Consider the following 25,267-nt stretch of genomic DNA (forward strand, 5'->3'; position numbering starts at 1 on the left):
GTCCCACGATCAGGGAACCAAAGAAAGCGCGGCCATGCCGCGCTTTCTTTTGCCGGCCGGCGCGCTGCACCTCATGGCGCCACCCCCTACAATGACCGGCAGGTTCTGGAGCCAGGCATGAGCGCAATCACCTACACCGTAGCCGAGCTGGCCGATCGCTTTGGGCTCACCTTCAGCGGTGATGGCACGCACGTCATCGAGGGCGTCGGCACGCTGGCCGGGGCAGGTCCCAGCCAGCTGAGCTTCCTCTCCAACAGCAAGTACACCGCCCAGTTGACGGCGACCCGCGCAGGCGTGGTGGTGGTGCGCGAGGAAAACCTCGCTGACTGCCCGGGCGCCGCCCTGGTCGCCCGCGATCCCTACGTTGCCTACGCGCAGATCGCCGCGCTGTTCGAACGGCTGCCCGCAGCACCACCGGGCATCCATCCCAGCGCCGTGATCGCCGCCGGAGCGCGGGTGAGCGGCAGCGCCAGCATCGGCCCCTGCTGCGTGATCGAGAACGGTGCCGTGATCGAAGACGGCGCGATCCTGGGGCCGCATTGCATCATCGGGGAAGATTGCACGGTCGGCGCACAGTCACGGCTGGTGGCGCGGGTCACCCTGGTCACGCGGGTCACGCTGGGGCGACGGGTGCTGGTGCATCCGGGCGCGGTGATCGGCTCGGACGGCTTCGGCCTCGCCTTCGATCGCAGCGCATCCGATCACGGCAGTTGGATCAAGCTGCCGCAGTTGGGCGGCGTACGCATCGGCGACGACTGCGAGATCGGCGCGAACACCACGATCGACCGCGGCGCGCTGGACGACACCGTGCTGGAAGAGGATGTACGGCTGGACAACCAGATCCAGATCGCCCACAACGTGCACGTCGGCGCGCACACTGCCATGGCTGGCTGCGCCGCGGTGGCCGGCAGCGCGAAGATCGGCCGCTACTGCATGATCGGCGGCAACGCCGGGGTGCTTGGCCATCTGGAGCTGGCCGATCGGGTTACCATTACCGCCAAGAGCCTGGTCACACATTCAATCCGCGAGCCCGGCGAATATTCATCCGGCGTGCCGCTGCAGGACAACCGTCAGTGGCGCAAGAACGCCGCACGCTTCAAGCATCTGGACGAGTACGCGCGCCGACTGTCGGCGCTGGAGAAGGACAGCAACAATGAGTAAAAAAATCGGGTCCCTGTCATTGCCGATCAACGTGGAGCAGATCCAGGAACTGCTGCCGCACCGCTATCCGTTCCTGCTGGTGGATCGCGTGATCGAGATCGTGCCCGACGTGAGCGTGGTCGCACTCAAGAACGCGACCATCAACGAACCATTTTTCCAGGGGCACTTCCCCGGCCATCCGGTGATGCCCGGCGTGCTGATCGTCGAGGCCATGGCGCAAACCGCCGGCCTGCTTACCCAGATCAGCCGCCGCATGAAGGGCGACAACGGCAGCCCGTTGTTCTATCTGGTCAAGGTCGACAATGCACGTTTCAGTGCACCCGTGGTCCCCGGCGACCAGTTGCGGCTGGAGGTCAGACTGAAACGCCTGATGCGCGGCATGGGCCTGTTCGTGGCACGCACACTGGTCGACGGCAACGAAGTGGCCAGTTGTGAACTGATGTGCGCCGCGAGGGCCGAAAAATGATCCCCGCCGGCTCGATTCACCCTACTGCGCTGATCGATCCTTCAGCCGTCATTGGCGCCAACGTCAGCATCGGCGCCTACAGCGTGATCGGTGCCGAGGTGGAAATCGGCGATGGCACGGTGATCGGGCCGCATGTGGTGATCGAGGGGCCGACCCGGATCGGCCGCGACAACCGCATCACCCAGTTCGCCTCGCTCGGCGGCGCGCCCCAGGACAAGAAATTTGCCGGCGAACGCGCCGAGCTGGTGATCGGCGACCGCAACCTAATCCGTGAATTCGTCACCATCAATCGCGGCACCGGCGACGGCGGCGGCGTCACCCGCATCGGCAACGACAACTGGGTACTTGCCTACGTGCATGTGGCGCACGACTGCCAGGTCGGCAACAACGTGGTGTTCTCCAACTACGCAGCGCTCGCCGGACACGTGGAGATCGGCGACTGGACGATCCTCTCCGGTTATTCCGGCGTACACCAGTTCTGCAAGGTCGGCGCGCACGCGTTCATCGGCATGGGCTGCCTGGTCGGCCATGACGTGCCGCCGTTCGTGATGATGGCCAACGAGCAGCAAGGCCGTCCGCGCGGCATCAACAGCGAAGGGCTGAAACGCCGCGGTTTTGACGCCAGCCGCATCGCGGCGATCAAGCGTGCCTATCGCACCTTGTACATGGCCGGCATGGCGTTGCCCGAGGCGCGTGAAAAACTCGCCGAGCAGGCACGCGAAAGCGATGACGTGCGGGCCATGCTCGAGTTTCTCGATCACAGCGAGCGGGCGCTCGCGCGCTGATATGTGCGCAGCACATATCAGCAGATCAAGCACGCGAACTTGCTCTAGCTGGAACTGAATCATGCCAGCCACTGAGACTGACCAGGCCCCCATCATCGCCCTCCTCGCCGGCGAGGATTCCGGCGACCAGCTTGGCGCCGACCTGATCATCGCGCTGCGCCAGCGTTACCCGCATGCGCGTTTCATCGGCATCGGTGGCGCCCGGATGCAGGCGCAGGGCTTCGAATCCTGGTACGACATCCGCGAGCTGTCGTTGTTCGGCTTCAGCGAAGTGATCAGCCACCTGCCCCGGCTGTTGCGCTTGCGCAAGGCACTCGTTGCGCGTCTGCTGCAGGCGAAGCCAATCGTAGTGATCGGCATCGACGCGCCCGATTTCAATCTCGGCGTGGAGCAGCGCCTGAAGCAGGCTGGCTTGCTGACCGTGCATTACGTCAGCCCGTCGGTCTGGGCGTGGCGCGAGAAACGCGCTGAAAAGATCGGCCGCAGCGCCGACCGCGTGCTCTGCCTGTTCCCGATGGAGCCACCGATCTACGCGAAACACGGCATCGATGCCCGCTTTGTCGGCCACCCGCTGGCCGATCGTTTCGCGCTGGTTTCCGATCGCGTGGGTGCACGCGATGCCCTGCAGTTGCCGCAGCAGGCGCCGGTGCTGGCCGTGTTGCCCGGCAGCCGTCCGTCCGAAGTGGCGCGACTCGGCCAGACTTTCATCGACGCCGCAAGCCGCGTCGCCGCCGCCTTGCCCGGATTGCGCATCGTGATACCGGCCGCCAATCCGCAGGTGCACGCCAGGCTCAAGGAACTGCTGGACAACGGACCGCGCGATGAAGCGGCGCCCTTGCTGCTGGACGGCCATGCGCATGAAGCCATGCTGGCTGCCGATGTGGTGCTGCTGGCATCCGGCACTGCCACGCTGGAGGCGATGCTGGCCAAGCGGCCGATGGTCGTGGGCTACCGCGTCGCGCCGCTGAGCTACCGCATCGCCCGTGCGATGAAAATGTTGAAGACCGATGTCTATGCGCTACCCAATATCCTGGCGCGCGCCAGTGGTCTCGGCGGCGACCTGCTGGTGCCCGAACTGATGCAGGACGACTGCACGGCCGGGAACCTGGCCAACGCCACGCTCGCACTGTTCCGTGACAGTGAACGACGCGGCGCGATCGTCGCCGCGTTCGAGCAGCTGCATCAGTCATTGCGAAGTGGTCTGGAAGGTCACGCGGGAGATCGCGCGGCAGCTGCCATAGCCGAATTGATCGACGAAAAACATGCCGGTGGGTAAGTTTTCGGCGAGTACCGGCCCCTCATCGCAACCATCTCTCCAAGAGAGAGCCAGCGCGAACGCAAAGAACATGCTTGTGGCCGGCGTGGACGAGGCCGGTCGCGGCCCGTTGGCTGGCCCACTGGCAGTAGCCGCCGTGATCCTCGACCCGGATCGCCCGATCGCCGGGCTCAACGATTCCAAGAAACTCAGTGCGGCGAAGCGCGAGGCGTTGTATCCGCAGATCATCGAACGCGCGCTGGCGTATTGCATCGTATTGATCGAACCGGATGAGATCGATCGCCTGAATATCTTCCAGGCCACCATGACCGGCATGAGTCGCGCTGTGGCCGGCCTCGCCCTGGTGGCACATGAGGCACTGATCGATGGCAACAAGCTGCCAAAGGACCTTCCTTGCCGCGGCCGCGCCATTGTCGGTGGCGATGCGCTGGAGCCGGCGATCAGCGCCGCCTCGATCCTGGCCAAGGTCAGCCGCGACCGCCTGATGGTGGGGCTGGATGCCATTCATCCCGGCTACGGCTTTGCCATTCACAAAGGCTACCCGACTCCAGTGCACCTGAATGCATTGCAGCAGCTCGGGCCATGCGTGCAACATCGCCGCAGCTTTGCGCCGGTGCGCGTGCTGCTGGATCAGGCGAGATTGTTCTGATCAGCCAACCAGGAATCCTGACGCATGCAAATCGCCTGATTGCGCCACGAACGAGATTGATCGGTATAGCCCATTGAGTCTATGCAACTTTCCCCCGCGCACGCGCATCACTCCCTACAGGAATCCCCGCCTGCACGGACGCGCCAGCAACACCGGCCTGTCCACGCGAGACACGCCGACCAGCTGTCATTAGCGCCCCCATTGGCGCACTCATCGACTGCAGGAACCGTGCCATGATGCTTCCGAACACTCTCTCATCCAAATCGCCGATGCCGGCAGCCATGCCCTCCGCAACAGCCACCATGACGCCAGGCGAAGTCGGCGATGACGGCCTGACCCACGCCGACTACAACCTTCAGCCGTTGCTGGTGAAAAGCCTCGACCACTACGTCATCCCTGTCGACGAAAGCGAACTCGAACGCTTTCATATCCGCTGATTGCGCCCGACACGGCTTTCGCCGTCCAGCCCCTGTTGCTACGCTGGCCATACCAACCAGGGGATGGATGATATGCGCAAGATCGTGGCCGCACTGATCGGACTGCTGCTCTGCCTTGCTGCGAGCGCTGCAGTGAACCCCGGCGATACGCCACCGGATGCTCTCGGCTCGACCCAGGACGGGCAGGTCATAAGCGTGTCCTCCCTGCACGGCAAAGTGGTGGTCATCAGCTTCTGGGCCACGTGGTGCGGCTACTGCATGAAAGAGATGCCGGTGCTGGCCAACTTGCAGAAGCTGGCCAGCGAACGTGGCCTGCAGTTACAGGTAGTCACGGTCAACGACAAGGAGGATCGACGCACCTTCGTCAATACCGTTCGCGTGCTCCGACCGCGCCTGCCCGGACTGCTGATGACATGGGATCGCGACGGCACCATCGGCAAGCCCTACGGCACCGACAAAAGCATCCCGGTGATGGTGATGCTGCATCGGGACGGCACCGTGGCACATGTCCATGTCGGCTACGGCGAAGACATGCTGGACAGTCTGGTGGCCGAGATCAACGCGCTGCTCAGCGAGCCGTCGCCTGCTTCGACGGCGGTCGCGGCAAACTGATTGTCGGCGGCCGGCGAGACGCCAACACGCTTTGCGCAAACCACGCGGAAGTCAATCTTGCCGCTGGACGGAGCGCCGGTTAGCCTGCATGGACTCACCGCGTAAACCTGCATGACCGTCCGCTATACCCACCTGCACCTGCACAGCGAATATTCGCTGGTCGATTCGACCATCCGCATCAAGGCGCTGGTCGCTGCGTGCGTGCGCGATGGCATCCCGGCGGTGGCGCTGACCGACGAATGCAACATGTTCGCGCTGGTGAAGTTCTACAAGGCATGCAGCGCCGCCGGCATCAAGCCGATCGGCGGCTGCGACCTGTGGATTTCCGCACCCGACGACCCGCGTCCGTGGCGACTCACCCTGCTGTGCCAGAACCACGACGGCTACCTCAACCTGTCACGGCTGGTATCGCGCGCATGGCAGGAAGGCCAGCACGGCGGTCGTGCGCTGGTTGAAGCGGGCTGGCTGAATGCGGACGCCTGCGGCGGGCTGATCGCCCTGCTCGGTCGCGAAAGCGAAGTGGGCCGCATCGCGGTCAACCAGGGCATCGAGGCGGCGCTGACAAAGCTGCGCCCGCTGACCCGGCTGTTTCCGGGGCGGCTCTATCTGGAGCTGACCCGCTGCGGCCGCGACGGTGAGGAAAACTGGAACGCTGTTGCGCTCACGCTGTCGGCGGAACTGGGCCTGCCGGTGCTGGCCAGCAACGACGTGCGCTTTCTCAAGCAGGACGACTTCGGCGCGCATGAGGCACGCGTGTGCATCAACCAGGGCCGCGTGCTGGCCGACCCCAAGCGCCCGCGCGATTACAGCGACCAGCAATACCTGAAGACGCCGGACGAGATGGCCGCGCTGTTCGCCGACCTGCCGGAGGCGCTGGAAAACAGCGTGGAGCTGGCCAGGCGCTGCAACCTGGAGTTGCAGTTCGGCAAATATTACCTGCCCGACTTCCCGGTACCGGCCGGCCACGATCTCAACAGCCACATCCGCGAACTCTCGCGGCAGGGCCTGCGCGAACGCCTGGCCAGCGCGCCGCTGGCTGCCGGCCACACGCTACCCGACTACGAGGCACGGCTGGAACGCGAGCTCGACGTCATCGTCGAGATGGGTTTCCCCGGCTACTTCCTGATCGTTGCGGACTTCATCAACTGGGGCAAGCAGAACGGCATCCCGGTCGGCCCGGGCCGCGGTTCCGGCGCCGGCTCGCTGGTCGCCTGGGCGCTGAAGATCACCGACCTCGACCCGCTGCAGTTCAACCTGCTATTCGAGCGTTTCCTCAACCCCGAACGCGTGTCGATGCCCGACTTCGACATCGACTTCTGCATGGACCGCCGCGACGAGGTGATCGACTACGTGTCGCGCAAGTACGGCCGCGATCGCGTCAGCCAGATCATCACCTACGGCTCGATGGCGGCCAAGGCCGTGCTGCGCGACTCCGGACGCGTGCTCAGCATGCCGTATGGCCAGGTCGACCGGCTGGCCAAGATGGTGCCGCCACGGCCACTTGATCTCACCTTGTCCGACGCACTCGGCCGTTCGGAAAAATCGAAGAAGGAAACCGATCGCGTCGTCAGGGAATTTTGCGAAGCCTACGAGCACGATGAAGACGCCCGCGCGCTGATTGACCTTGCGCTGAAACTCGAAAACCTCACCCGCAACGCCGGCAAGCACGCCGGCGGCGTGGTGATCGCGCCGACCCCGCTCACCGATTTCGCACCGCTGTACTGCGAAGCGGGCGGCGGCGGCGTGGTGACCCAGTACGACAAGGACGACGTCGAGGCCGTCGGTCTGGTCAAGTTCGACTTCCTCGGCCTGCGCACGCTGACCATCATCGACTGGGCGGTGAAGGCGATCAACGTGCGCCGCGCGAAAATCGGCGAAGCGCCGCTGGATATTTCGCAGCTGCCGCTGGACGACCCGAAGCCGTACGAGCTGTTGAAGAAGGCGCAGACCGTCGCGGTGTTCCAGCTCGAATCCTCCGGCATGCAGCGCATGCTCAAGGACGCCAAGCCCGACCGCTTCGAGGACATCATCGCGCTGGTGGCGCTGTACCGTCCCGGCCCGATGGACCTGATTCCCAGCTTCGTCGCGCGCAAGCACGGCCGCGAGGAAGTGGAGTATCCCGACCCGCGCGTCGAGCCGATCCTGAAGGAGACCTACGGCATCATGGTCTACCAGGAGCAGGTCATGCAGATGGCGCAGATCGTGGGCGGCTATTCGCTCGGCGGCGCCGATCTGCTGCGCCGTGCGATGGGCAAGAAAGACGCCGAGAAAATGGCCAAGGAGCGCGCCAAGTTCCGCGAGGGTGCGGCGAAGGACGGCCTGGCCGGATCCAAGGCCGATGAAATCTTCGACCTGATGGAAAAATTCGCCGGCTACGGCTTCAACAAGTCGCACGCCGCCGCCTATGCACTGGTGTCGTACCAGACCGCGTGGCTGAAGGCGCACTACCCGGCCGAGTTCATGGCCGCGACGATTTCCGCGGACATGGACAACACCGACAAGGCGGTGACCTTCCTCGACGAATCGCGCGCGCTCGGCATCACCGTGCAGCCGCCCGACGTCAATGCGTCCGACTACATGTTCGTTGCCGTGGAGCCGGACACTTTGTCCAAACCCTCGCGCCAGGGCGCTCGCACGATCCAGTACGGCCTGGGCGCGATCAAGGGTGTGGGCCACGGCGCCTGCGAAGCGATCGTCGCCGAACGTGCGCACGGTGCGTACACCGATCTCGCCGACTTCTGCCGCCGGGTCGACCCGACCAGGCTCAACCGCCGCGTGCTCGAAGCGCTGATCCTGTCTGGCGCGCTCGACGCGCTGGCGCCGAACCGCGCCAGCCTGATGCTGCAGCTGCCCGATGCGATCAAGGCTGCCGAACAGCACCTGCGCGATAAGCAGTCGGGCCAGAACGACATGTTCGGAGCGGCGATGGGTGCCCTGACGCCGGTGGTGCACATCAACCTGCCGACCGTGCCGGAATGGCCGCTGGAGCAGGTGCTGCAGGGCGAGCGCGACACCCTCGGCCATTATCTCTCCGGCCATCCCACCGACCCGTGGAAGGACGAGCTGGCGCAGCTGTCGACCTGCCCACTGGGCGAGATCGCCGATCGTTACCAGCCGCCGAAACCGCGCAAGAACGACAACGATGATGGCAACCGGTTCCGCCGTGGGCCGGACACGCCATGGACCGTCGCCGGCATGGTCACCGCCGTGCGCAAGCGCGGCGACAGCGACGCGTTCGTGCGGCTGGAGGACGGCAGCGGCATCATCGAGGTGAGCTTCTTCGGCGAGTTGTACCAGCAGATCGCCCCGCTGCTCACCCGTGACCAGATGCTGATCGTCGATGGCGGACTGCGCATCGACGATTTCTCCGGCGGCGGCTTCCAGCTGCGCGCGCGCAGCGCGATCTCGCTGGCCGACGCCTGCCGCAAGTACGCGCGCGTGCTGCAGCTGAAATTGAACGGTGTAGGTCCTGGCTTCATCGACCAGCTGCAACATGCCCTGGCCGGCTACCGTGGCGGCCGCGCCAGCGTGACCCTGCACGGCTATCGCAACCGCAACGCGCAGGCCGATATCGAACTCGGCGAAGCCTGGCGCGTCGATGCCATCCCCGAACTGCTGCGCGCCGTGCGCGGCCTGCCCGGCGTGCAGGCCGCGCGCCTGCGTATCGTCAAGCAGCAGGACTGAGCAAGCCAGATGCACGTACTTGTGGGAGCGGCTTCAGCCGCGATGCTTCTGGCCCTGCAGCTTGGGCAACATCGACCACATCGCGCCTGAAGCCACTCCCGCAAGCGCACCCACACCTCTACGCCTTCTTGCCCCGCTCCATCATCGCCTTCAGGTCAGCAAACGGATTGCCGGTGGCGGCCGGCGCATCCTCGACCTCCATCACCCCGCCACGCACGTGGTCGATGTGCCGCGAGTGCTCGTTGTCGTGGCAGTACACGCACAGCAACTCCCAGTTGCTGCCGTCGGGCGGGTTGAAGTCGTGATCGTGGTTGCGGTGATGCACGGTCAGCTCCTGCAGGTTCGTGCGGGTGAACTCGCGCGCGCAGCGGCCACATATCCACGGGTACATCTTCAGCGCCCGCTCGCGATAGCCCAGCTCGCGCTGCTCGGCGTTGCGTCGCGCCTCGGCCACGATGCGGTCGAGTTTGGCGTTGTCGATGGGTGGCTTGATCGGCATGGTCGGACCCGTGTGGAGGCTTGATGGAGCGGACGATAACGCAATCCGGCGCCGCATGGCGGGCGTCGGCGAACCCGCCACAGCCATACGGCGGCGTTCTCGCGTTTTCCTGCGGGACGGTATACTGACCCGCTTCTGTGCCACGAAATGCAACGAATGAACCCCAACTTCCTCGATTTCGAACAACCCATTGCCGAACTGGACGCGAAGATCGAAGAGCTTCGCCATGCCAGCAGTGGCCAGGCGTTCAATATCGACGAGGAAGTCGGCCGCCTGCGCGAGAAGCTGAAGCTCAAGACCAACGAGATCTTCCGCAACCTCAACTCATGGCAGACCACCCAGCTCTCGCGCCATCCGGCGCGGCCGTACACGCTCGACTACATCGGTGTGATCTGCGAGGAGTTCCACGAACTGGCCGGCGACCGCATGTACGCCGAGGACGCCGCCATCGTCGGCGGCCTTGGCCGCATCAACGGCCGGTCGGTGGTGATCATCGGCCACCAGAAGGGTCGCGACACCAAGACCAAGGTGCGCCGCAACTTCGGCATGCCGCGCCCCGAGGGTTACCGCAAGGCGTTGCGCCTGATGAAGATGGCCGAACGCTTCGGCCTGCCGCTGCTGACCCTGATCGATACCCCCGGAGCCTATCCCGGCGTGGGCGCCGAGGAGCGCGGCCAGAGCGAGGCGATCGCCCGCAACCTGCTGGAAATGGCCGAGCTGAAGGTGCCGATCATCTGCACCGTGATCGGCGAAGGCGGCTCCGGCGGCGCGCTGGCGATCGGCGTCGGCGACCGCACGCTGATGCTGCAGTACTCGACCTATTCGGTGATCTCGCCGGAAGGCTGCGCCTCGATCCTGTGGAAGAGCCCGGACAAGGTGAAGGATGCCGCAGAAGCACTCGGCATGACCGCCCCACGCCTGCTGGAACTGGGCCTGATCGACAAGCTGGTGCGCGAGCCGCTCGGCGGCGCCCACCGCAACCCACGCTCGATGGCGGTGCGCCTGAAAGCCGTGCTGTTGAAGCAGCTCGACGAACTCGAAGCCATGCCGCTGCCTGACCTGCTCGAGCAGCGCTACAAGCGCCTGCGCAGCTACGGCGCGTATCAGGAATAACGGCCTGGTTCTGTAGGAGCCCCAACCGGCTTTCGCTCAGCGCTACCATCGATCCATCCTCATCGACGGATCATCGCCATGGCCCACGACACCACCAAGCTCGCCGTACTGATCGACGCCGACAACGCGCGGCCTGCGATCGTCGAAGGCCTGCTTGCCGAGATCGCCAAATACGGCACGGCGCACGTCAAGCGCATCTACGGCGACTGGACCAAGCCCGACCTCAATGGCTGGAAGGAAGTGCTGCTGCGTCATTCGATCCAGCCGATCCAGCAGTTCCGCTACACCGTCGGCAAGAACGCCACCGACTCGGCCATGATCATCGACGCGATGGATCTGCTCTACGCCGAGCGCTTCGACGGTTTCTGCATCGTCTCCAGCGATAGCGACTTCACCCGGCTCGCCTCGCGCATCCGCGAATCGGGGCGCATCGTCTACGGCTTCGGCGAGCGCAAGACGCCCGAGCCGTTCCGCACCGCCTGCGACAAGTTCATCTATACCGAGGTGCTCGCCGGTTCGACGGAGACCGCCACCGAGGCCGCGCCGAAGCAACGCTCGGCGAAGGAGCTGCGCGGCGACACCCACCTGATGAATCTCCTGCGCGGCGCGATCGAAGCCGCTTCGGACGACACCGGCTGGGCCGGGCTGGGCGCGATCGGCAGCATCATCAACAAGCAGTCGCCCGACTTCGACTCGCGCAACTACGGCTACGCCAAGCTCAGCGGGCTGATCAAGGGCATCGGCCTGTTCGATACCGAGGAACGTCACATCGGCAACGGCAAGCACATCTACGTGCGGCCCCGCGTCCCAAAGAAATGAGCGATTCGAAATGAGCGATCCGCTGCAACAGCATCTGCTCGCCGCCCTGGCGGTGGCAGCACCGGCCGCGCTGTGCGTGGCCTTCAGCGGCGGGCCCGACTCCAGCGCCCTGCTGCACGTGCTGGCGCAACTGCCACAGGCGCGCGCGCGGGGTTTGCGTGCGCTGCATGTCGATCACGCGCTGCACCCCGCCAGCACACAGTGGGCCGAACACTGCCAGCGCTTCTGCGCCGCACTGGCGCTGCCCTGCGATGTGCTGCGCGTGCAGGTCGACTCCAGCAAGGGCACCGGGCTGGAAGCCGCTGCGCGCGAGGCACGTTACGCTGCGCTGGCTTCGCAACTGCATGACGGCGAATGCCTGCTGCTCGGCCATCACCGTGACGACCAGGCCGAGACCGTGCTGCTGAAACTGTTACGCGGCGCCGGGCCCGACGCGCTGGGCGGCATGCATGCGCTGCGTCCGTTCGGCAACGGCCAGCTGTGGCGGCCCGTACTGGGATGTTCGCGACAGCAGCTGCGTGACTATGTCCATGCGCATCAGCTGGACGTCATCGACGATCCGTCCAACGCCGATACCCGGCTGGCGCGCAACCATCTGCGTCGCGAGATCCTGCCGCGGCTATTGCAGCACTGGCCGCAGGCGGTGGATTCGATCCTGCACAGCGCTGCACTCAGCCGCGCCGCGGCCGAAGCATTGCGGGTGCCGTGGATGGCCGCACTGGATGCCTTGCACAACCCGACTACCGGCAGCCTGGATGCAGCCGGCTGGCTCGCGTTGAACCCCGCACTGCGCGAGCCGTTGCTCGACCATTGGTTGCATGCCCGCGGTCTACCCGCACCCACCACCGCCCAGCGACGCCAGATCGAGTTTCAGTGCAGCGCCCGCGCCGGCCGGTTGCCGTGCATCCGCTGGGCCGGTGCCGAACTGCATATCTGGAAGGGCCGCCTGTGGGCGCTGCCGCCCGAACGCGTCATCGACCCGGATTGGGCGCGGTCGTGGCAGGGTGAGCCGCTGGTGCTGCCCGATGGCGGCACGTTGGCGCTGGCCGATGTCGGCGCCCATCTTGCCACGCCGCTGAGCGTGCGCCTGCGCCGCGGTGGCGAGCGCCTCAAGCCGGCCGGCGATGCACATACGCGCGAACTTCGCGACCTGTTTCAGCATGCGCTGCTGCCACCATGGCGGCGCGCGGCCTGCCCCCTGCTGTACGCAGGCGACGAGTTGGTCGCGGTGGCCGATCGCTGGATCACCGAGCGTGGCATGGCGTTTTTCGAGCAGGCCGGCGCCCGCCCCAGCTGGCAACCGGCGCGCTGATCCGGATCACGCAAATCGCTTTTCCGCCTCGCGCAGATTGATTCCCGGCGGCCGCTGCGTTAGCGTTGCGGGCCATGGCCAAGACCGCTCCCGCTACCAGCAAGACCCCGCCCATCGTCGACTTCGAACACTCCCTCGACGAACTGGAACAACTGGTCGCAAAGATGGAAGGTGGCGAGCTGAGCCTCGACGAATCACTGGCCTCGTTCGAGCGCGGCATCGGCCTGTTTCGTCATTGCCAGCAGTCGCTGGAGCAGGCCGAACTGCGCGTGCGCCTGCTGCTTGATCCCGATGCCCCCGACAGCGCCCAACCGTTTGAACCCGAACTCTGAGCTCGGCCCCGTATTGCAGGCATTGATCCGCCGTGCCGAGCAGGCACTCGATCGCAGCCTGCCGCCGGCCGAACACTCCCCCGCCGAACTGCACCGCGCGATGCGCTACGCCGTGCTCGGCGGTGGCAAGCGGCTGCGCCCGCTGCTGGTCTATGCCGCCGCGCACGCCCTCGGCGAGGATGGCCCGCAGCTGGACACGGCAGCCTGTGCGGTGGAACTGATCCACGCTTATTCGCTGGTGCACGACGACCTGCCTGCGATGGACGACGACGCACTGCGCCGCGGCCGACCGACCTGCCACATCGTGTTCGGCGAGGCGATGGCGATCCTCGCCGGCGATGCGCTGCAGGCGCTGGCGTTCGAGATCCTGGCCGACGACCTGGTGTGTCGCACGGATCCGGCTACCAGCATGACCATGCTGCGCGCCCTCGGCCGCGCCTGCGGTGCCGAGGGCATGGCCGGTGGCCAGGCACTCGACCTGGCCGCGGTCGGCCACCTGCTCACGCTGGCCGAACTGGAACACATGCACGCGTGCAAGACCGGCGCGCTGATCCGCGCATCGGTGCAACTGGGCGCCCTCGCCGCTGGTGCCGACACCGCCACACTGCAGGCGCTGGACAGTTACGCCCACGCCGTCGGCCTGGCGTTCCAGGTGCGTGACGACATCCTCGACGTGGAAGGCGAATCGGTGGTGATCGGCAAGACCGCCGGCAAGGACGCTGCCGCCGACAAGCCCACCTTTCCCTCGATCATCGGCCTCGACGCCTCGCGCGCACGGCTGGTGGAACTGACCGACAGCGCTCTTGCAGCCGTCGCGCCGCTGGGCGAACGCACCGAGCTGCTGCGCGAGCTGGCGTACTACGCCGCCCATCGCAAGTATTGAGTGGATCGCAGGCCACGAAAAAGGGCGGCTTGCGCCGCCCTTGTTTGTTGACACATCGCGCCAGACTCAGCTGACCAGTCGCAGCGTGAACGGATAGCGGTAGGCAGTACCCTCATTGGCCTTGATCGTGCCGATGATCACGAACACCAGCCACGCAATCGCCAGCGCCGCCAACAGCACGAACCCGATCAGCACGAAGATCAGAATCCAGCAGATGATCGCGGCGATGGCCACGGTGATGTTGAAGTTCAGCGCTTCCCTGCCCTGGTCGTTGACGAACGGCATGGTGTCTTTCTTGATCAGCCAGATCACCAGCGGCCCGATGATGCTGCCCAGCGGAATGATCACGCCGGCCAGTGCCGACAGATGCGCAAACATCGCCCACTGGCGCTCTTCGGCGGAAGGGGCCCCGACCAGCGGCTCGCTCGGCGGGGGCGGAATGACGGACTCGGGTGGAACGCTCATGCGCATCTCCTTGAAGTCAAAAACTTGCGTCGACAGATCGCCGATGGACGGCCGGCCCATGACCGGTGGGTGGATGCTAGCAAGCCTTGAGCGGCTTTGCCGAGTGAACTTGCGACAGGGGTGAAAACTTGCGCCGGCTACTCGCCTGCCACCGTCAGCCGCTCCAGCAGGATCGAGCCGCACAGGATGTGCGAGCGCGTGTCCACATCGGTACCCACCGCCACAATGCCGGCAAACATGTCGCGCAGGTTGGCCGCGATGGTGATGCCTTCCACCGGGTAGGCGATCTGACCGTTCTCGACCCAGAACCCGGCCGCACCGCGCGAATAATCGCCGGTGATAGTGGACACGCCCTGCCCCATCACCTCGGTCACCAGCAGGCCGGTGCCCATGCGTTTCAGCAGGCCGTTGAAGTCGTCCAGCGCGTGCCCGGCGCTGCCCGGCTCCACGATCAGATTGTGGATGCCGCCGGCGTTGCCGGTGGATTCCAGCCCCAGCTTGCGCGCCGAATAGCTGCCCAGCACGTAGCGCGCCAGCACGCCGCCCTCGATCAGGGCGCTGTCGCGCGTAGCCACGCCTTCGGCATCGAAGTTGCCCGAGCCCTGGCCACGTGCCAGATGCGGACGTTCGTTGATGTTGAGCCACGGCGGCATCACCGGCTTGCCGATGTGATCGAGCAGGAAGCTGGCCTGGCGATACAGTGCACCGCCACTCACCGCACCGAGCAGATGACCGATCAGCCCGCGCGCCAGCTCCGGCACGAACAGCACCGGGCATTGCCGCGTCGACAGGCTGCGTGCGCCCATCCGCGCCAGCGTGCGCTCGGCAGCCTTGTCGCCGAGCGCCTTCGCGCTCATGAAATCGCCCGCGGCACGCACGCTGTCGTACCAGTAATCGCGCTGCATGCCGTCTTCGTCGCCAGCGATCAGCGCCAGCGACAACGAATGGCGCGTGCCGCGCTCGCGCCCGATGAAGCCGTGCGAGTTCGCATACACCGACAGCCCCCGCCCGGCCTGCACGCTGGCGCCGTCGGAATTGCTGATGCCCGCATGCGCGCGCCCGGCGTCCTCGATCTCGATGCCCAGCTCGATCGCGCGGGTGGTGTCGATATCCCACGGATGCCACAGGTCGAGGTCGGGAAACGACGTGGCCATGCGCGCCGCATCGGCCAGGCCCGCCGCCGGATCGGCCTCGGTAAATCGCGCGATCGCGCAGGCCTGGTCCAGCGTGGCCTGGATCGAATCCGGGTGCAGGTCGGCGGTGCTGGCCGAGCCCTTGCGCTGGCCGAAATACACGGTGAGCCCGAAACCGCGGTCGCGCGTGTGCTCGACCGTCTCCACCTCGCCCAGGCGCACGTTCACGCTGAGCCCGGTGTCGATGCTGGCGGCCACCTCGGCCTGGCTGGCACCGGCGGCGCGGGCGCGACGGATCACATCCTCGGCCAGCTCCGCCAGTCGGTCGAGTTCCTGCTCGCTACGATCCGGCATGCCGCGGTTCTGGCTGATGGCAACTTCGCTCACGTTGGGCTTTCCTGGGGGTTTGACGTACAGAACGGGTAGAATAAGCGGTTCGCGACCGCTGGTTCTCCGAAATGGGGTCGCGGCGACGAAATGAAAAGAGCTGCGGAGAACGCCCATGCAACCCACCGCCGGCATCTATCGTCACTACAAGGGTCAGCGCTACCGCGTGCTGGGCACCGCACATCACAGCGAAACGCTGGAGCCGCTGGTGGTCTACCAAGCGCTCTACGGTGAACATGGGCTGTGGGTGCGCCCCGCCGCGATGTTCTGCGAAACCATCGAGCTTGATGGCGAACCGATCGCCCGCTTCGCTCTGGAGCAGGCCGAAGCAACCAGCGACGACGACACGCACAGCTGATCCACATCCCCTTATTGGAATTGAAACCGTGAGCCCGAGCCGCAGCCGCAATCAGCACGAACTCGACGAAGAGGATTACGGTCCCAGCCGCACCCAGCAGCGCCGCGAGGCACTCGCCGTGCTGGTACTGGCGCAACAGCTGGTCGACCTGCAACCGAGCCGGCTGGCCAAGCTTGCGCTGCCGGACGACGTGCGCCACGAAATCGACGTCACCCGTCGCACCCCTTCTCACGGCGCGAAGAAACGCCAACTCGCCTTCCTCGCCAAGGTCATGCGTCGCTACGGTGACGATGACTTCGCCGCTGTGCGTGCCGAACTCGGCGAGAACCGCGAGAAGCAGCGTCAGGAAAACGCCGCAATGCATCGCCTCGAAGCAATGCGCGATCGCTTGATCGCCGAGGACGAGGGCGCGTTGTCCGAATTGATCGCCGAGCATCCGCAGGTCGATCGTCAGCATCTGCGGTCGCTGGTGCGGCAGGCGCGCATCGAGAAGGAAGTCCCGAACAAACCGCCGAGAGCGTATCGGGAGATTTTTCAGTTGTTGAAGGATCTGGCCAAGGCGGACGATTCGGCCGAGGGCTGAGTGATCCGCGACACGCGCTTGTGGGAGCGACTTCAGTCGCGATGCCGTTGCTTGTTGTTTCGCTTGAGCCACAAAAGCGTTTGAGCGAAGAGCTTTCGTCCTCCTTCGGCAGCCGAAAGCTCTTCGCTCCGATTTACCGGGGCTATGGCGAGTGCGATAGCACCGACCCGCGCTCCCCAAGATAGCGGCATGGCCTGCTGCATCAATCGCCTGGAAAGACCAGCGACAGGATCTGAAGTGTCTGCTTTCGACCCATGGCAGCAGCCGGTGGGTCATCGGAACCGCTGGACCTGCAGGATTGAATTGACCGATTGAGGGCGCCACCCAACTCGGACATGGAACAACAGCGACGCAATGATCTTGACCATCCGATATTCTCTGGATCGACAGACCAGGTATCTGCCAACTGTCGGATGACGTCACAGGGGAACTTATGTGGGGATATTACGTTGCGCTGGCGTTGCGAAGCAGCGCGCGAAGCAAGGCTTTGACCGCGCTGGTGATCGTGCTGCTGGGTTTCGGGGTGTCGGCGTGCATGGTGTCCTATGCCGTGTTCCGTGCGACCACGAGCGACCCACTCCCCGCCAAGTCTTCCCGGCTTTACGTGCCGCAGGTCGACAACTTTGGTCCGTCCCACATCTGGCAGAACGAACCACCTCCTACGCTGAGTTACACCGATGCGATGGCGCTGTGGAAAGCACACAAAGCCAGCCGGCAAACGGTGCTCTATCCCGCAGCATGGCAGGTGGATTCGGATGATGGATTGACTCCCGCCATGTCGATGAATGGCGATGCGGTCACCGCCGATTTCTTCGCCATGTTCGATGTGCCTTTTCGCTTTGGTAGCGGATGGACCGCGAATGATGATGTGCAGCGCGCCACCGTGGTGGTCATCAGTCGGCGCTTGAACGACAAGCTGTTTGGCGAACAAAACAGTGTCGGCCAGACAATTCGTCTGGATGGCCATATCTTCAGGATCGCCGGTGTGCTGGAGGACTGGAACCCCAAGCCACGCTTCTTTGATCTCGGCACTTCTGACAACACTGGGTTCGATGACGCGGGGGATATCTATATCCCGTTCACCCGCGGGATCGCCATGCGGAAGGACAGCACAACCTATAACGGCTGCCCTACGGAGTCGGGGGTTTACGATACCTCCCGCTGGGATGCCCGCCTGACCAGTGAATGCGCTTGGGTCGACGCCTGGGTTGAGCTTGCAACGCCTGCCGACGTGACTCGCTACCGCGAGTTCCTGCGCAACTATGCCGGGCAACAGCAGCACCTAGGACGTTTCTCATGGGCGCCCAACGTTCGCCTGCGCAATCTGATGGATTGGATGGCGTACCTGGAGGTCACTCCCCGGGCATCGAACTTGTCCATGCTGGTCTCTGCCAGCTTTCTGCTGATTGTCCTGGTCAACGTCGTCGGGCTCATGCTGGCCCGGTTCATGCGGCGAGCACCGGAGATCGGCATTCGCCGCGCACTTGGGGCATCGCGAGCAGCCATCTACCGGCAGTTCCTGATAGAAGGGGCCACCATGGGCTTCGCCGGTGGCCTGGTCGGTGTGGCACTGACACTGCTTAGCCTGTGGGGCGCGGGAGGACTTTTCGAGCCAAAGATTGCACGCCTGGTGCATGCCGATGCCTCACTGATCGCACTGACCGTGCTGCTGGCGGTGGCTGCCACGGTGGTTTCCGCCCTGTATCCCACATGGCGAGCAGCGCAAACCCAGCCCGCCTGGCAAATCAAGATCAATTGAGGTTTCGGTCATGGCACTCACCAGGACATTCATGCAGTTGCGCCCGATCGTCGCTGCACTGGGCCGACACAAGGTGGCCACCCTGCTCATCGTCCTGCAGGTGGCGCTGACGCTGGCAGTGGCATCCAACGCACTCTTTATCGTGGCGATGCGCATCGTCCACCTGTCTCGCCCCACCGGGACGGACGAAGCCCATATTTTCGTTATCCGCAACGGCTGGACGATCGGTCAGAATGCCACCCAGATCGACGCGAACATCCGTACTGATCTCGATACCCTGCGGCGCGTGCCGGGCGTGCAGGATGCATTTTCCAGTTACGGGTATCCACTGGCAGGCGATGGCAGCTACATATCCGTAAGGCCGAAGCTCAAGCCGGACCAGAAGGCACGCGGGCCTTTCGCCATGATCTATGCGGCCGACGAGCACACGATCAATACGCTGGGCACATCGCTGGTGGCGGGACGCAATTTTCGACCGGATGAAATCACCACCTTCGGCCCCAACGACAAGATCTCCCCGCCCGGCATCATCATCACGCGCAGCCTGGCCGACAAGCTGTTCCCCGGTGAATCAGCCCTGAGCAAGACGGTTTACTTCCCGGGCGGGCCTACCCGCATCATGGGTATTCTCGCCAACCTGCAGGGGCCCATCAACATAACCCGATCCTCCGATGGCGATAGCGTGCTGGTCCCCGCGCACTACGTCGACCCCGACGGCGTCTGGTATCTGCTGCGTGCCGACGCCACCGACATGAAGCCGGTGATCGCTGCCGCACTGAAGACGCTGCAAGCGCGTGGCGACCTGCGCATCATCGACCCCAAAACTGGCGTCGTGACCATGGTTCAAGCCCGTGAGCGCGCTTATGCCACCGACCATAGCCTGGCCATGCTGATGGGCATCATCAGCGGATTGCTGCTGTTGGCGACGGCAGGCGGCATCGTGGGTTTGAGCAGTTTCTGGGTCAGCCAGCGACGCAGACAGATCGGCATCCGACGTTCGCTCGGCGCCACTACCGGCGACATCCTGCGCTACTTTCATGCCGAGAATTTCCTGATCGTCAGCGGCGGCATTACACTCGGGATCTTGCTTGCGATCCTGGTGAATCTCGGCCTGATGAAAGTCTTCTTCCCGTTGCCCCACATGCCGCTCTACGTGCCACTGCTGGGTGCGCTGCTGCTGTGGCTGCTCGGTCAACTGGCCGTATGGGGACCGGCACGATATGCCGCCAAGGTGCCGCCCGTGGTCGCGATTCGCACAGAGTGAACGGCGATAGCGATTGCGTTGATTTGGATATGTCTGCTGTTGACTGCAATTTTATCCGGTCGATAGCGGATGGGATCTATCCTTTTTAGCGAGGACTCCACTAACAGCGTGCTGGCCGTGATTGAAGAGCATGATCGGGTGATGCGGCAATGCCGCCAGCCCAACGAACTTCCGGCGATGCTCAGCGATTTTGAACGGCCGCCTCGTGGCATGCATTTGAGATAGCCGACCGGTCGTTGTTGGCCGTTGTCAGCCCTTGCAGGCTCGATGACGGCTATGCAAGCTGCGACAGGCGGAGGCCGCCACCCAGAGTGGACATTCGGCATGGGCGCGCAATCAAACAGAAATGACTACCCGCATGACGAGAGGCGTCGAAATTATGTGGCACCGCTACAGCATCAGTTGAAAATGTATCTGGAGAACGGTCGCATTTGCCCTTGCCGCGGTCGTGCCCGGATGAACCACGTACTGGATATCGGGCTGCACCGCCAACCACGAATTCACTTGCGCAAGATATGTGGCCTCAATGGCAGTTTCGGTACGTGTCACTGGGACCATCATCGCGACTTGAGAGTTTATGTAGCGCGATCCGTTCCGTGCAGAGTTGATGGCAATACCAAACTCATCGTCCGGTCTGTTCGAAAATAATCCAGAGGTGACAAGGCCGGCGGCCATGTACGAGCCGATCCGATTGACGCGTCCATCGCCGATGCCGTATTGCAGGAAGCCGGATACCCGTGACCCGGGATTCGCGGCTGCCCTGAATAGCGTTCGGTCCACCAGCACATAAGCGCCACTGCTACCTTCGTGCTGAATGGGAGTCCCGTTGGTGCCAACGAGATTGAGATCGCGAAAAGTGCCAGTGTAGTGCCAGGCCCCCAGTGCGACCTTGTCTTCGTAGGCCGGAAAGTTCGCGCCTCGACCCACTCGATACTTGGCGATACCACGCGCATCCTCTGACTCTGAGCGAGTCAGGAAAGCGATTTCGGATACAAGCAGCAGTCCCTTATCTTGTCCAGGAAATCGTGTCTCGTCATCGGTTCGATTGACCGGTGCGCCGTCCATGATCGCCGTGCGGATCAGAATGCTCGGCGTAGGCTTGTATGTGACCCTGGCTCCGATGGAGGTATCGGGAAAGATGGATGGGCCGCCGATGCCGCTCTGCGAAAACTCGGGCCCGGTGCCGAAAGAACTGTTCAAAAAGACGCCGCTGGACGCGAGGCGATAGAACTCCGAACTGAGATCGTATCGACCGGCCAGAAACGACCATCGTCCGTTTGGTGAACTGTATTGACCCCACGCTTCATACAGTCGTAACGACGACTTCGCTGAGTAGCTATTTACGCCCTGAGCGTCCCCAATGAAGTTACTCGGCTGACCGCCGTGTATCGACAGTACCTGGAAAAAGCCTGTCCAACCGGGCGCTCGGAACAGTTGCTTGCCATCCAAAACAAGCTGCAACCGAAGATTGCCGACGTATGCGGTGCCTGTCCGTGTACCTCCTGCAGTATCTGCAGCAACGCTTCCATCGTAGAGCAAGGTGGGAGTTACACCTTCTCGAATGAGATTGGCCTTTTGCTCGTTGAAACCATTGGACCATGCATGACTGCAGAAGAAGGCTGCGCCAGCCGCGACGCTACGCAATGCCGCCTTGAGGCACCGTTCAAGGCCTGACCGGCCATGATCGAGCCGGACCGGACTTGGCGAACCGATACCACACGACAACGAGGATCCCATGGAATGATGTTTTCAGCGGAGGGTCGAGTCGAGTTGTCTGAAACCGTCAAGACTGTATGCAAGCAAGCATATCAGGGGATATGTCATCCGGTGGCGGAGCTGCAGGGTTTGAGTCATCGCGCGCTGAAGGGGGCAGGTGCGACATCCTGCGGTAAGCCGAGTCGGGGTTAGCGGTGAACTTGCTCTCGCGCATCGCAGGTCTCCTCGGGGCCAGTTTGCCCGGAGACCTCTGGTTATGCGCGGATCAAGATTACGGGAAGTCGACATTTCGACCGTCGACTGCGCGCTCCGGAAGAACGCCATCACCCGCAGGCCAAAACCGCTGTCGAGTAATTTTTCATGGACGTCCATGACGACTACATAGACGTCCGGTAAATTTTCATGGACGTCCACTCTCGCTACATCAACGTCCAGTTATTTTTCATCGACAGCGGGTCGTGCTCAGATCGCCAGCCACACATAGAAGTAGAGCGTGTTGTTGGCGCTGGCGTTGCGCCCTGCCCCGTCGATGTTGTGCACCAGCCCGCTGAAGCGCGTGAAGTACGTGTACTGCAAGCCCAGCCGCATATTGGCCCAGGGCTGCCGCCACGAAGTGGGCTGACCGAACGGGGCGTAGTTGAGCTCGATGGATTCACCACGGGTATCCGGCGAGCCGTTGTTGCCATACAGGGTGACATCGTTGCTGCCGTTATCGATGAACGACGCCAGGGTCACGCCATAGGTCTGGCGATACCAGTAACTGCCCTTGAGGTTGAACGCCTGCAGGCTGTTGTGCAGATGATCGGCGCCGCCGTCGGCGTAGGTGGCGTCCAGGCGTTGCTGCTCGCGCACGTACAGCGCTCCCGCGGTGAAGCTGTGGTCGGCATTGACGTACTGGTAGCTGGAGTCCAGCCCGACATCGCGGAAGCGGTCCGTTGGCCCGGCCACGGGTACCGCATCGCCGGCGAGGTTGGTGCCGGCCAGGCCGCGGCGCATGCTCAGCACGAAGCCACCGACGGTGAAGTCGCCCTTGGGCAAGTTCCAGGTGTAGGCCGCGCGCGCGTATGGCGTGATCCCGCTCAGGCGACCGTTGTAGTCCGCATTGACGCGGCGCAGGAATGCCGGCGACAGCGAGCGATAGCCACCGGCCTCCAGGTACCAGGCGCCGTCCAGTTGCACGTAGGCACTGGCGCCGATCACCTGACCACCCAGGCCACCGAACAGCATCGGCTGGGCCGGAGCACCGGGCGCCAGGTCCGCCGACATGTACGGGTACATCCACGCCGGCGCGGTGTTGAACACATCGCTGACGGTGGGGTTGTTGTTGACGGTGATGCCCCAGATGCCGGTGTGGCTGCCGCGGCTGAACATGCGCGCGTAACGCAGATCCACGTTGTCCCAGCCAAGCAGCCCGCCGTTTTCGGAATAGGTGGCCTGGGCGAAGACGCCGATGTGCTCGCTCAGCCGCCCGGCTAGGAACACCGAGGCCTGCTGCAGTTCGGTGTTGTCGTTGGTGCCGAAGCCCTTGGCGGGAACATCGGTCTGGGCTTTCTGCGTATGCGTGAACGACTCCACCAGCATCGCCGACAGCGGCAACTCCTTCGCGTCGCCGACCTTCATGGTGTAGCCCATCAGCTTGAACTGTCGCCCGAACGTGGTGAGCTCCGGGCCGAAGGCACCGACGTGACATGCCACGCAGGCGAGCTGGGTTTGCCGTGCATACGAGGGCACTGCCAGTGCCAGCGTAGGCATGGCGCCCAGCAAGGGCACCAGCATCAGTAGCAGCCACCGCTGTAGCAGACGCTTGAAGGTGAAACGGACCGCAACAGGGCTCTTGCCGTAACCGATCATGTGCGTGCGCTCCATGGTTGCCAGGAATGTGGCCAGCCTGAGCCGATGGGTGCACTGCATATTGATTTCGATCAAGCAGCCGGCGTCGCCCTGCTCTTCTGGACGTCTACATGCCGGTCAGCCACTGATCCGCAAATACTTTCGAATCTTTTCGATGCAAACCGACGGCGCCTGAACCGCCGGCGTCTTACGACGCAGTGCCACCCACCGTCATCGAATCAATCTTCAACGTCGGCTGACCCACCCCAACGGGCACGCTCTGCCCATCCTTGCCGCACACGCCCACACCTTCATCCAGCGCCAGATCGTTGCCGATCATCGACACGCGATTGAGCACGTCCGGGCCTGAGCCGATCAACGTGGCACCCTTCACCGGACGCGTGATCTTGCCATCCTCGATCAGATACGCCTCGCTGGCGGAGAAGGTGAACTTGCCGTTGGTGATGTCGACCTGGCCGCCACCGAAGTTCGGCGCGTACAGACCCTTCTTGACCGAGCGGATGATCTCGGCCGGATCGTGCGAGCCGGCCAGCATGTAGGTGTTGGTCATGCGCGGCATCGGCAGGCTGGTGAACGATTCGCGGCGGCCGTTGCCGGTCGGCGCCATGCCCATCAGACGCGCGTTGAGCTTGTCCTGCATATAGCCTTTCAGAATGCCATCCTCGATCAGGGTGGTGCATTCGGTCGGGGTGCCTTCGTCATCGATGCTGAGCGAACCGCGGCGACCGACCAAGGTGCCATCGTCGACAATGGTGACGCCCTTCGCGGCCACGCGCTGGCCGATGCGGCCGGAAAATGCGGAGCTGCCCTTGCGGTTGAAGTCGCCTTCGAGGCCGTGGCCGATCGCCTCGTGCAGCAGCACGCCGGGCCAGCCGGGGCCGAGCACCACGGTCATGTTGCCGGCCGGTGCGTCGACCGCATCCAGATTCACCAAGGCCTGACGCACCGCTTCGTCGGCGAACGCCAGCGCGCGGCCGTTTTCCATCAGTTCGCGATAGCCGTAACGGCCACCGCCACCGGAGTTACCCTGCTCGCGCCGGCCGTTCTGTTCGGCGATCACCTGCACGCTGAGCCGAACCAGTGGGCGCACGTCGGCGGCGAGCGTGCCGTCGGAGGCGGCGATGAGGATGGTGTCGATGGTGGCGGCGAGGCTGACGATGACCTGCTTGACGCGCGGATCGCGCGAGCGTGCGTATGCATCGACCTCGCGCAGCAGCGCGATCTTGTCGGGGTTGGGCAGGCTCTCGACCGGGTCGATCGCCGGATACAGCTGGCGCGCACCGTTCAGGGCCAGCGGCTTACCGGCACCGTTGCCATCGTGCGCTATCGCGCGGGCGGCTTTCGAGGCTTCCAGCAACTGCGGCAGCACGATCTCGTCGGAATAGGCGAAGCCGGTCTTCTCGCCACTGATCGCACGCACGCCCACACCCTGCTCGATCGAATGGCTGCCGTCCTTGACGATGCCTTCTTCCAGCAACCACGACTCGCTGCGCGAATGCTGGAAGTACAGGTCGGCGGCGTCGATCGACGGTCCCATCAGCTGGGTGAATACACGGTCGAGGTCGCCAGTGGCGATGCCGCCGGGGGACAACAATTTGCTTTCGGCTAGCGCGATCAGGGAATCCATGGGCCTTCGTGGGTCTGCGGTCGTTCTGGAACTATCCCACATGGGGTTGCCGCTGCCGGCTTTAAAGCGCAGATACGGCGCGCCGGGCTACCCGCA

The 25,267-nt window shown here is 64.1% G+C and carries 23 protein-coding genes; 17 read left to right on the forward strand and 6 right to left on the reverse strand.

The window, feature by feature from the left end; genetic code table 11:
* Positions 1-117: 117 nt before the first annotated feature.
* From lpxD to dnaE, 8 genes are all read left to right on the forward strand, one after another.
* Complete coding sequence (gene lpxD, locus EAH75_RS07880; protein ID WP_140649786.1) at positions 118-1,161, forward strand: UDP-3-O-(3-hydroxymyristoyl)glucosamine N-acyltransferase; 1,044 nt, start codon at positions 118-120, stop codon at positions 1,159-1,161.
* On the forward strand, positions 1,154-1,627 hold the full coding sequence (gene fabZ, locus EAH75_RS07885) for a 3-hydroxyacyl-ACP dehydratase FabZ (protein ID WP_140649785.1): 474 nt from the start codon (positions 1,154-1,156) through the stop codon (positions 1,625-1,627). The genes lpxD and fabZ overlap by 8 nt, the downstream gene beginning before the upstream one ends.
* Positions 1,624-2,412 (forward strand): acyl-ACP--UDP-N-acetylglucosamine O-acyltransferase, encoded by a 789-nt coding sequence (gene lpxA, locus EAH75_RS07890; RefSeq protein WP_140649784.1) that lies wholly within the window; start codon positions 1,624-1,626, stop codon positions 2,410-2,412. Before fabZ ends, lpxA begins: the two co-directional genes overlap by 4 nt.
* Before the next feature lie 61 nt (positions 2,413-2,473).
* Positions 2,474-3,688 (forward strand): lipid-A-disaccharide synthase, encoded by a 1,215-nt coding sequence (gene lpxB, locus EAH75_RS07895; protein WP_140649783.1) that lies wholly within the window; start codon positions 2,474-2,476, stop codon positions 3,686-3,688.
* A gap of 70 nt (positions 3,689-3,758) precedes the next feature.
* Positions 3,759-4,337, forward strand: coding sequence for a ribonuclease HII (rnhB, locus tag EAH75_RS07900; protein ID WP_240046159.1), 579 nt, complete (start codon positions 3,759-3,761; stop codon positions 4,335-4,337).
* 233 nt (positions 4,338-4,570) lie between these two features.
* Positions 4,571-4,774 carry a hypothetical protein gene (locus EAH75_RS07905; RefSeq protein ID WP_140649781.1) on the forward strand — a complete coding sequence of 68 codons (204 nt, stop codon included), beginning with the start codon at positions 4,571-4,573 and terminating at the stop codon, positions 4,772-4,774.
* Positions 4,775-4,846: 72 nt separating this feature from the next.
* Entirely contained in the window at positions 4,847-5,386 is a 540-nt protein-coding gene (locus EAH75_RS07910; protein ID WP_140649780.1) for a TlpA family protein disulfide reductase, read from the forward strand.
* A 111-nt stretch (positions 5,387-5,497) separates the two neighbouring features.
* A complete protein-coding gene (dnaE, locus tag EAH75_RS07915) occupies positions 5,498-9,070 on the forward strand; it encodes a DNA polymerase III subunit alpha (RefSeq protein WP_140649779.1) in 3,573 nt (1,190 codons plus the stop codon).
* 118 nt (positions 9,071-9,188) lie between these two features.
* Here dnaE and EAH75_RS07920 read toward each other — a convergent pair whose 3' ends face one another.
* Positions 9,189-9,569: a YajD family HNH nuclease gene (locus EAH75_RS07920; protein ID WP_140649778.1), complete on the reverse strand. Its 381-nt coding sequence runs from the start codon at positions 9,567-9,569 to the stop codon at positions 9,189-9,191.
* 156 nt (positions 9,570-9,725) lie between these two features.
* On the opposite strand from EAH75_RS07920, the gene EAH75_RS07925 reads away from it, so the two are divergent.
* The 5 genes from EAH75_RS07925 (at position 9,726) to EAH75_RS07945 (ending at position 14,028) form a co-directional block, all read left to right on the forward strand.
* On the forward strand, positions 9,726-10,682 hold the full coding sequence (locus EAH75_RS07925) for an acetyl-CoA carboxylase carboxyltransferase subunit alpha (RefSeq protein WP_140649777.1): 957 nt from the start codon (positions 9,726-9,728) through the stop codon (positions 10,680-10,682).
* Positions 10,683-10,760: 78 nt separating this feature from the next.
* The gene (locus tag EAH75_RS07930; RefSeq protein WP_140649776.1) at positions 10,761-11,501 is read left to right on the forward strand and encodes an NYN domain-containing protein; all 741 of its coding nucleotides are present in this window, start codon (positions 10,761-10,763) and stop codon (positions 11,499-11,501) included.
* 10 nt (positions 11,502-11,511) lie between these two features.
* Positions 11,512-12,813: a tRNA lysidine(34) synthetase TilS gene (tilS, locus tag EAH75_RS07935; RefSeq protein WP_140649775.1), complete on the forward strand. Its 1,302-nt coding sequence runs from the start codon at positions 11,512-11,514 to the stop codon at positions 12,811-12,813.
* A 74-nt stretch (positions 12,814-12,887) separates the two neighbouring features.
* Positions 12,888-13,145, forward strand: coding sequence for an exodeoxyribonuclease VII small subunit (locus EAH75_RS07940; RefSeq protein WP_140649774.1), 258 nt, complete (start codon positions 12,888-12,890; stop codon positions 13,143-13,145).
* The gene (locus tag EAH75_RS07945) at positions 13,129-14,028 is read left to right on the forward strand and encodes a polyprenyl synthetase family protein (protein ID WP_140649773.1); all 900 of its coding nucleotides are present in this window, start codon (positions 13,129-13,131) and stop codon (positions 14,026-14,028) included. Before EAH75_RS07940 ends, EAH75_RS07945 begins: the two co-directional genes overlap by 17 nt.
* 66 nt (positions 14,029-14,094) lie before the next feature.
* Here EAH75_RS07945 and EAH75_RS07950 read toward each other — a convergent pair whose 3' ends face one another.
* Both EAH75_RS07950 and pmbA read right to left on the reverse strand, forming a co-directional pair.
* Positions 14,095-14,493 carry a DUF4870 domain-containing protein gene (locus EAH75_RS07950; RefSeq protein ID WP_140649772.1) on the reverse strand — a complete coding sequence of 133 codons (399 nt, stop codon included), beginning with the start codon at positions 14,491-14,493 and terminating at the stop codon, positions 14,095-14,097.
* A 137-nt stretch (positions 14,494-14,630) separates the two neighbouring features.
* Entirely contained in the window at positions 14,631-15,980 is a 1,350-nt protein-coding gene (gene pmbA / locus EAH75_RS07955; protein ID WP_369333822.1) for a metalloprotease PmbA, read from the reverse strand.
* Positions 15,981-16,128: 148 nt separating this feature from the next.
* On the opposite strand from pmbA, the gene EAH75_RS07960 reads away from it, so the two are divergent.
* The 4 genes from EAH75_RS07960 to EAH75_RS07975 all read left to right on the forward strand — a co-directional run bounded on the left by EAH75_RS07960 (position 16,129) and on the right by EAH75_RS07975 (position 19,977).
* Positions 16,129-16,371 (forward strand): DUF1653 domain-containing protein, encoded by a 243-nt coding sequence (locus EAH75_RS07960; RefSeq protein ID WP_140649769.1) that lies wholly within the window; start codon positions 16,129-16,131, stop codon positions 16,369-16,371.
* A 28-nt stretch (positions 16,372-16,399) separates the two neighbouring features.
* Complete coding sequence (yjgA, locus tag EAH75_RS07965; protein ID WP_140649767.1) at positions 16,400-16,954, forward strand: ribosome biogenesis factor YjgA; 555 nt, start codon at positions 16,400-16,402, stop codon at positions 16,952-16,954.
* Between the two features lie 433 nt (positions 16,955-17,387).
* Complete coding sequence (locus EAH75_RS07970) at positions 17,388-18,713, forward strand: ABC transporter permease (RefSeq protein ID WP_140804935.1); 1,326 nt, start codon at positions 17,388-17,390, stop codon at positions 18,711-18,713.
* A gap of 10 nt (positions 18,714-18,723) precedes the next feature.
* Positions 18,724-19,977, forward strand: a complete 1,254-nt coding sequence (locus EAH75_RS07975; protein WP_241668906.1) for an ABC transporter permease — start codon at positions 18,724-18,726, stop codon at positions 19,975-19,977.
* Positions 19,978-20,367: 390 nt separating this feature from the next.
* Here the strand turns inward: EAH75_RS07975 and EAH75_RS07980 are convergent, their stop codons facing one another.
* The 3 genes from EAH75_RS07980 to tldD all read right to left on the reverse strand — a co-directional run bounded on the left by EAH75_RS07980 (position 20,368) and on the right by tldD (position 25,171).
* Entirely contained in the window at positions 20,368-21,714 is a 1,347-nt protein-coding gene (locus EAH75_RS07980; RefSeq protein ID WP_140649763.1) for a carbohydrate porin, read from the reverse strand.
* A 441-nt stretch (positions 21,715-22,155) separates the two neighbouring features.
* Positions 22,156-23,604: a cytochrome C gene (locus EAH75_RS07985; protein WP_240046157.1), complete on the reverse strand. Its 1,449-nt coding sequence runs from the start codon at positions 23,602-23,604 to the stop codon at positions 22,156-22,158.
* Positions 23,605-23,731: 127 nt separating this feature from the next.
* Positions 23,732-25,171 carry a metalloprotease TldD gene (gene tldD, locus EAH75_RS07990; protein ID WP_140649760.1) on the reverse strand — a complete coding sequence of 480 codons (1,440 nt, stop codon included), beginning with the start codon at positions 25,169-25,171 and terminating at the stop codon, positions 23,732-23,734.
* Positions 25,172-25,267: the final 96 nt, after the last annotated feature.

The sequence above is a fragment of the Rhodanobacter glycinis genome (genome assembly GCF_006438785.1).
GTDB lineage: Bacteria > Pseudomonadota > Gammaproteobacteria > Xanthomonadales > Rhodanobacteraceae > Rhodanobacter > Rhodanobacter glycinis_A.

Bases quoted from the DNA above. Each gene is read 5' to 3' on its own strand.
- rnhB (WP_240046159.1), top strand. From the start codon at position 3,759: ATGCTTGTGGCCGGCGTGGACGAGGCCGGTCGCGGCCCGTTGGCTGGC.
- lpxB (WP_140649783.1), top strand. From the start codon at position 2,474: ATGCCAGCCACTGAGACTGACCAGGCCCCCATCATCGCCCTCCTCGCC.
- EAH75_RS07960 (WP_140649769.1), top strand. From the start codon at position 16,129: ATGCAACCCACCGCCGGCATCTATCGTCACTACAAGGGTCAGCGCTAC.
- EAH75_RS07975 (WP_241668906.1), top strand. From the start codon at position 18,724: ATGGCACTCACCAGGACATTCATGCAGTTGCGCCCGATCGTCGCTGCA.
- EAH75_RS07940 (WP_140649774.1), top strand. From the start codon at position 12,888: ATGGCCAAGACCGCTCCCGCTACCAGCAAGACCCCGCCCATCGTCGAC.
- EAH75_RS07930 (WP_140649776.1), top strand. From the start codon at position 10,761: ATGGCCCACGACACCACCAAGCTCGCCGTACTGATCGACGCCGACAAC.
- dnaE (WP_140649779.1), top strand. From the start codon at position 5,498: ATGACCGTCCGCTATACCCACCTGCACCTGCACAGCGAATATTCGCTG.
- EAH75_RS07950 (WP_140649772.1), bottom strand. From the start codon at position 14,493: ATGAGCGTTCCACCCGAGTCCGTCATTCCGCCCCCGCCGAGCGAGCCG.
- EAH75_RS07970 (WP_140804935.1), top strand. From the start codon at position 17,388: ATGTGGGGATATTACGTTGCGCTGGCGTTGCGAAGCAGCGCGCGAAGC.
- pmbA (WP_369333822.1), bottom strand. From the start codon at position 15,980: ATGCCGGATCGTAGCGAGCAGGAACTCGACCGACTGGCGGAGCTGGCC.
- lpxD (WP_140649786.1), top strand. From the start codon at position 118: ATGAGCGCAATCACCTACACCGTAGCCGAGCTGGCCGATCGCTTTGGG.
- EAH75_RS07985 (WP_240046157.1), bottom strand. From the start codon at position 23,604: ATGCAGTGCACCCATCGGCTCAGGCTGGCCACATTCCTGGCAACCATG.
- EAH75_RS07905 (WP_140649781.1), top strand. From the start codon at position 4,571: ATGATGCTTCCGAACACTCTCTCATCCAAATCGCCGATGCCGGCAGCC.
- EAH75_RS07925 (WP_140649777.1), top strand. From the start codon at position 9,726: ATGAACCCCAACTTCCTCGATTTCGAACAACCCATTGCCGAACTGGAC.
- fabZ (WP_140649785.1), top strand. From the start codon at position 1,154: ATGAGTAAAAAAATCGGGTCCCTGTCATTGCCGATCAACGTGGAGCAG.
- EAH75_RS07980 (WP_140649763.1), bottom strand. From the start codon at position 21,714: ATGGGATCCTCGTTGTCGTGTGGTATCGGTTCGCCAAGTCCGGTCCGG.
- tldD (WP_140649760.1), bottom strand. From the start codon at position 25,171: ATGGATTCCCTGATCGCGCTAGCCGAAAGCAAATTGTTGTCCCCCGGC.
- EAH75_RS07910 (WP_140649780.1), top strand. From the start codon at position 4,847: ATGCGCAAGATCGTGGCCGCACTGATCGGACTGCTGCTCTGCCTTGCT.
- tilS (WP_140649775.1), top strand. From the start codon at position 11,512: ATGAGCGATCCGCTGCAACAGCATCTGCTCGCCGCCCTGGCGGTGGCA.
- EAH75_RS07920 (WP_140649778.1), bottom strand. From the start codon at position 9,569: ATGCCGATCAAGCCACCCATCGACAACGCCAAACTCGACCGCATCGTG.
- lpxA (WP_140649784.1), top strand. From the start codon at position 1,624: ATGATCCCCGCCGGCTCGATTCACCCTACTGCGCTGATCGATCCTTCA.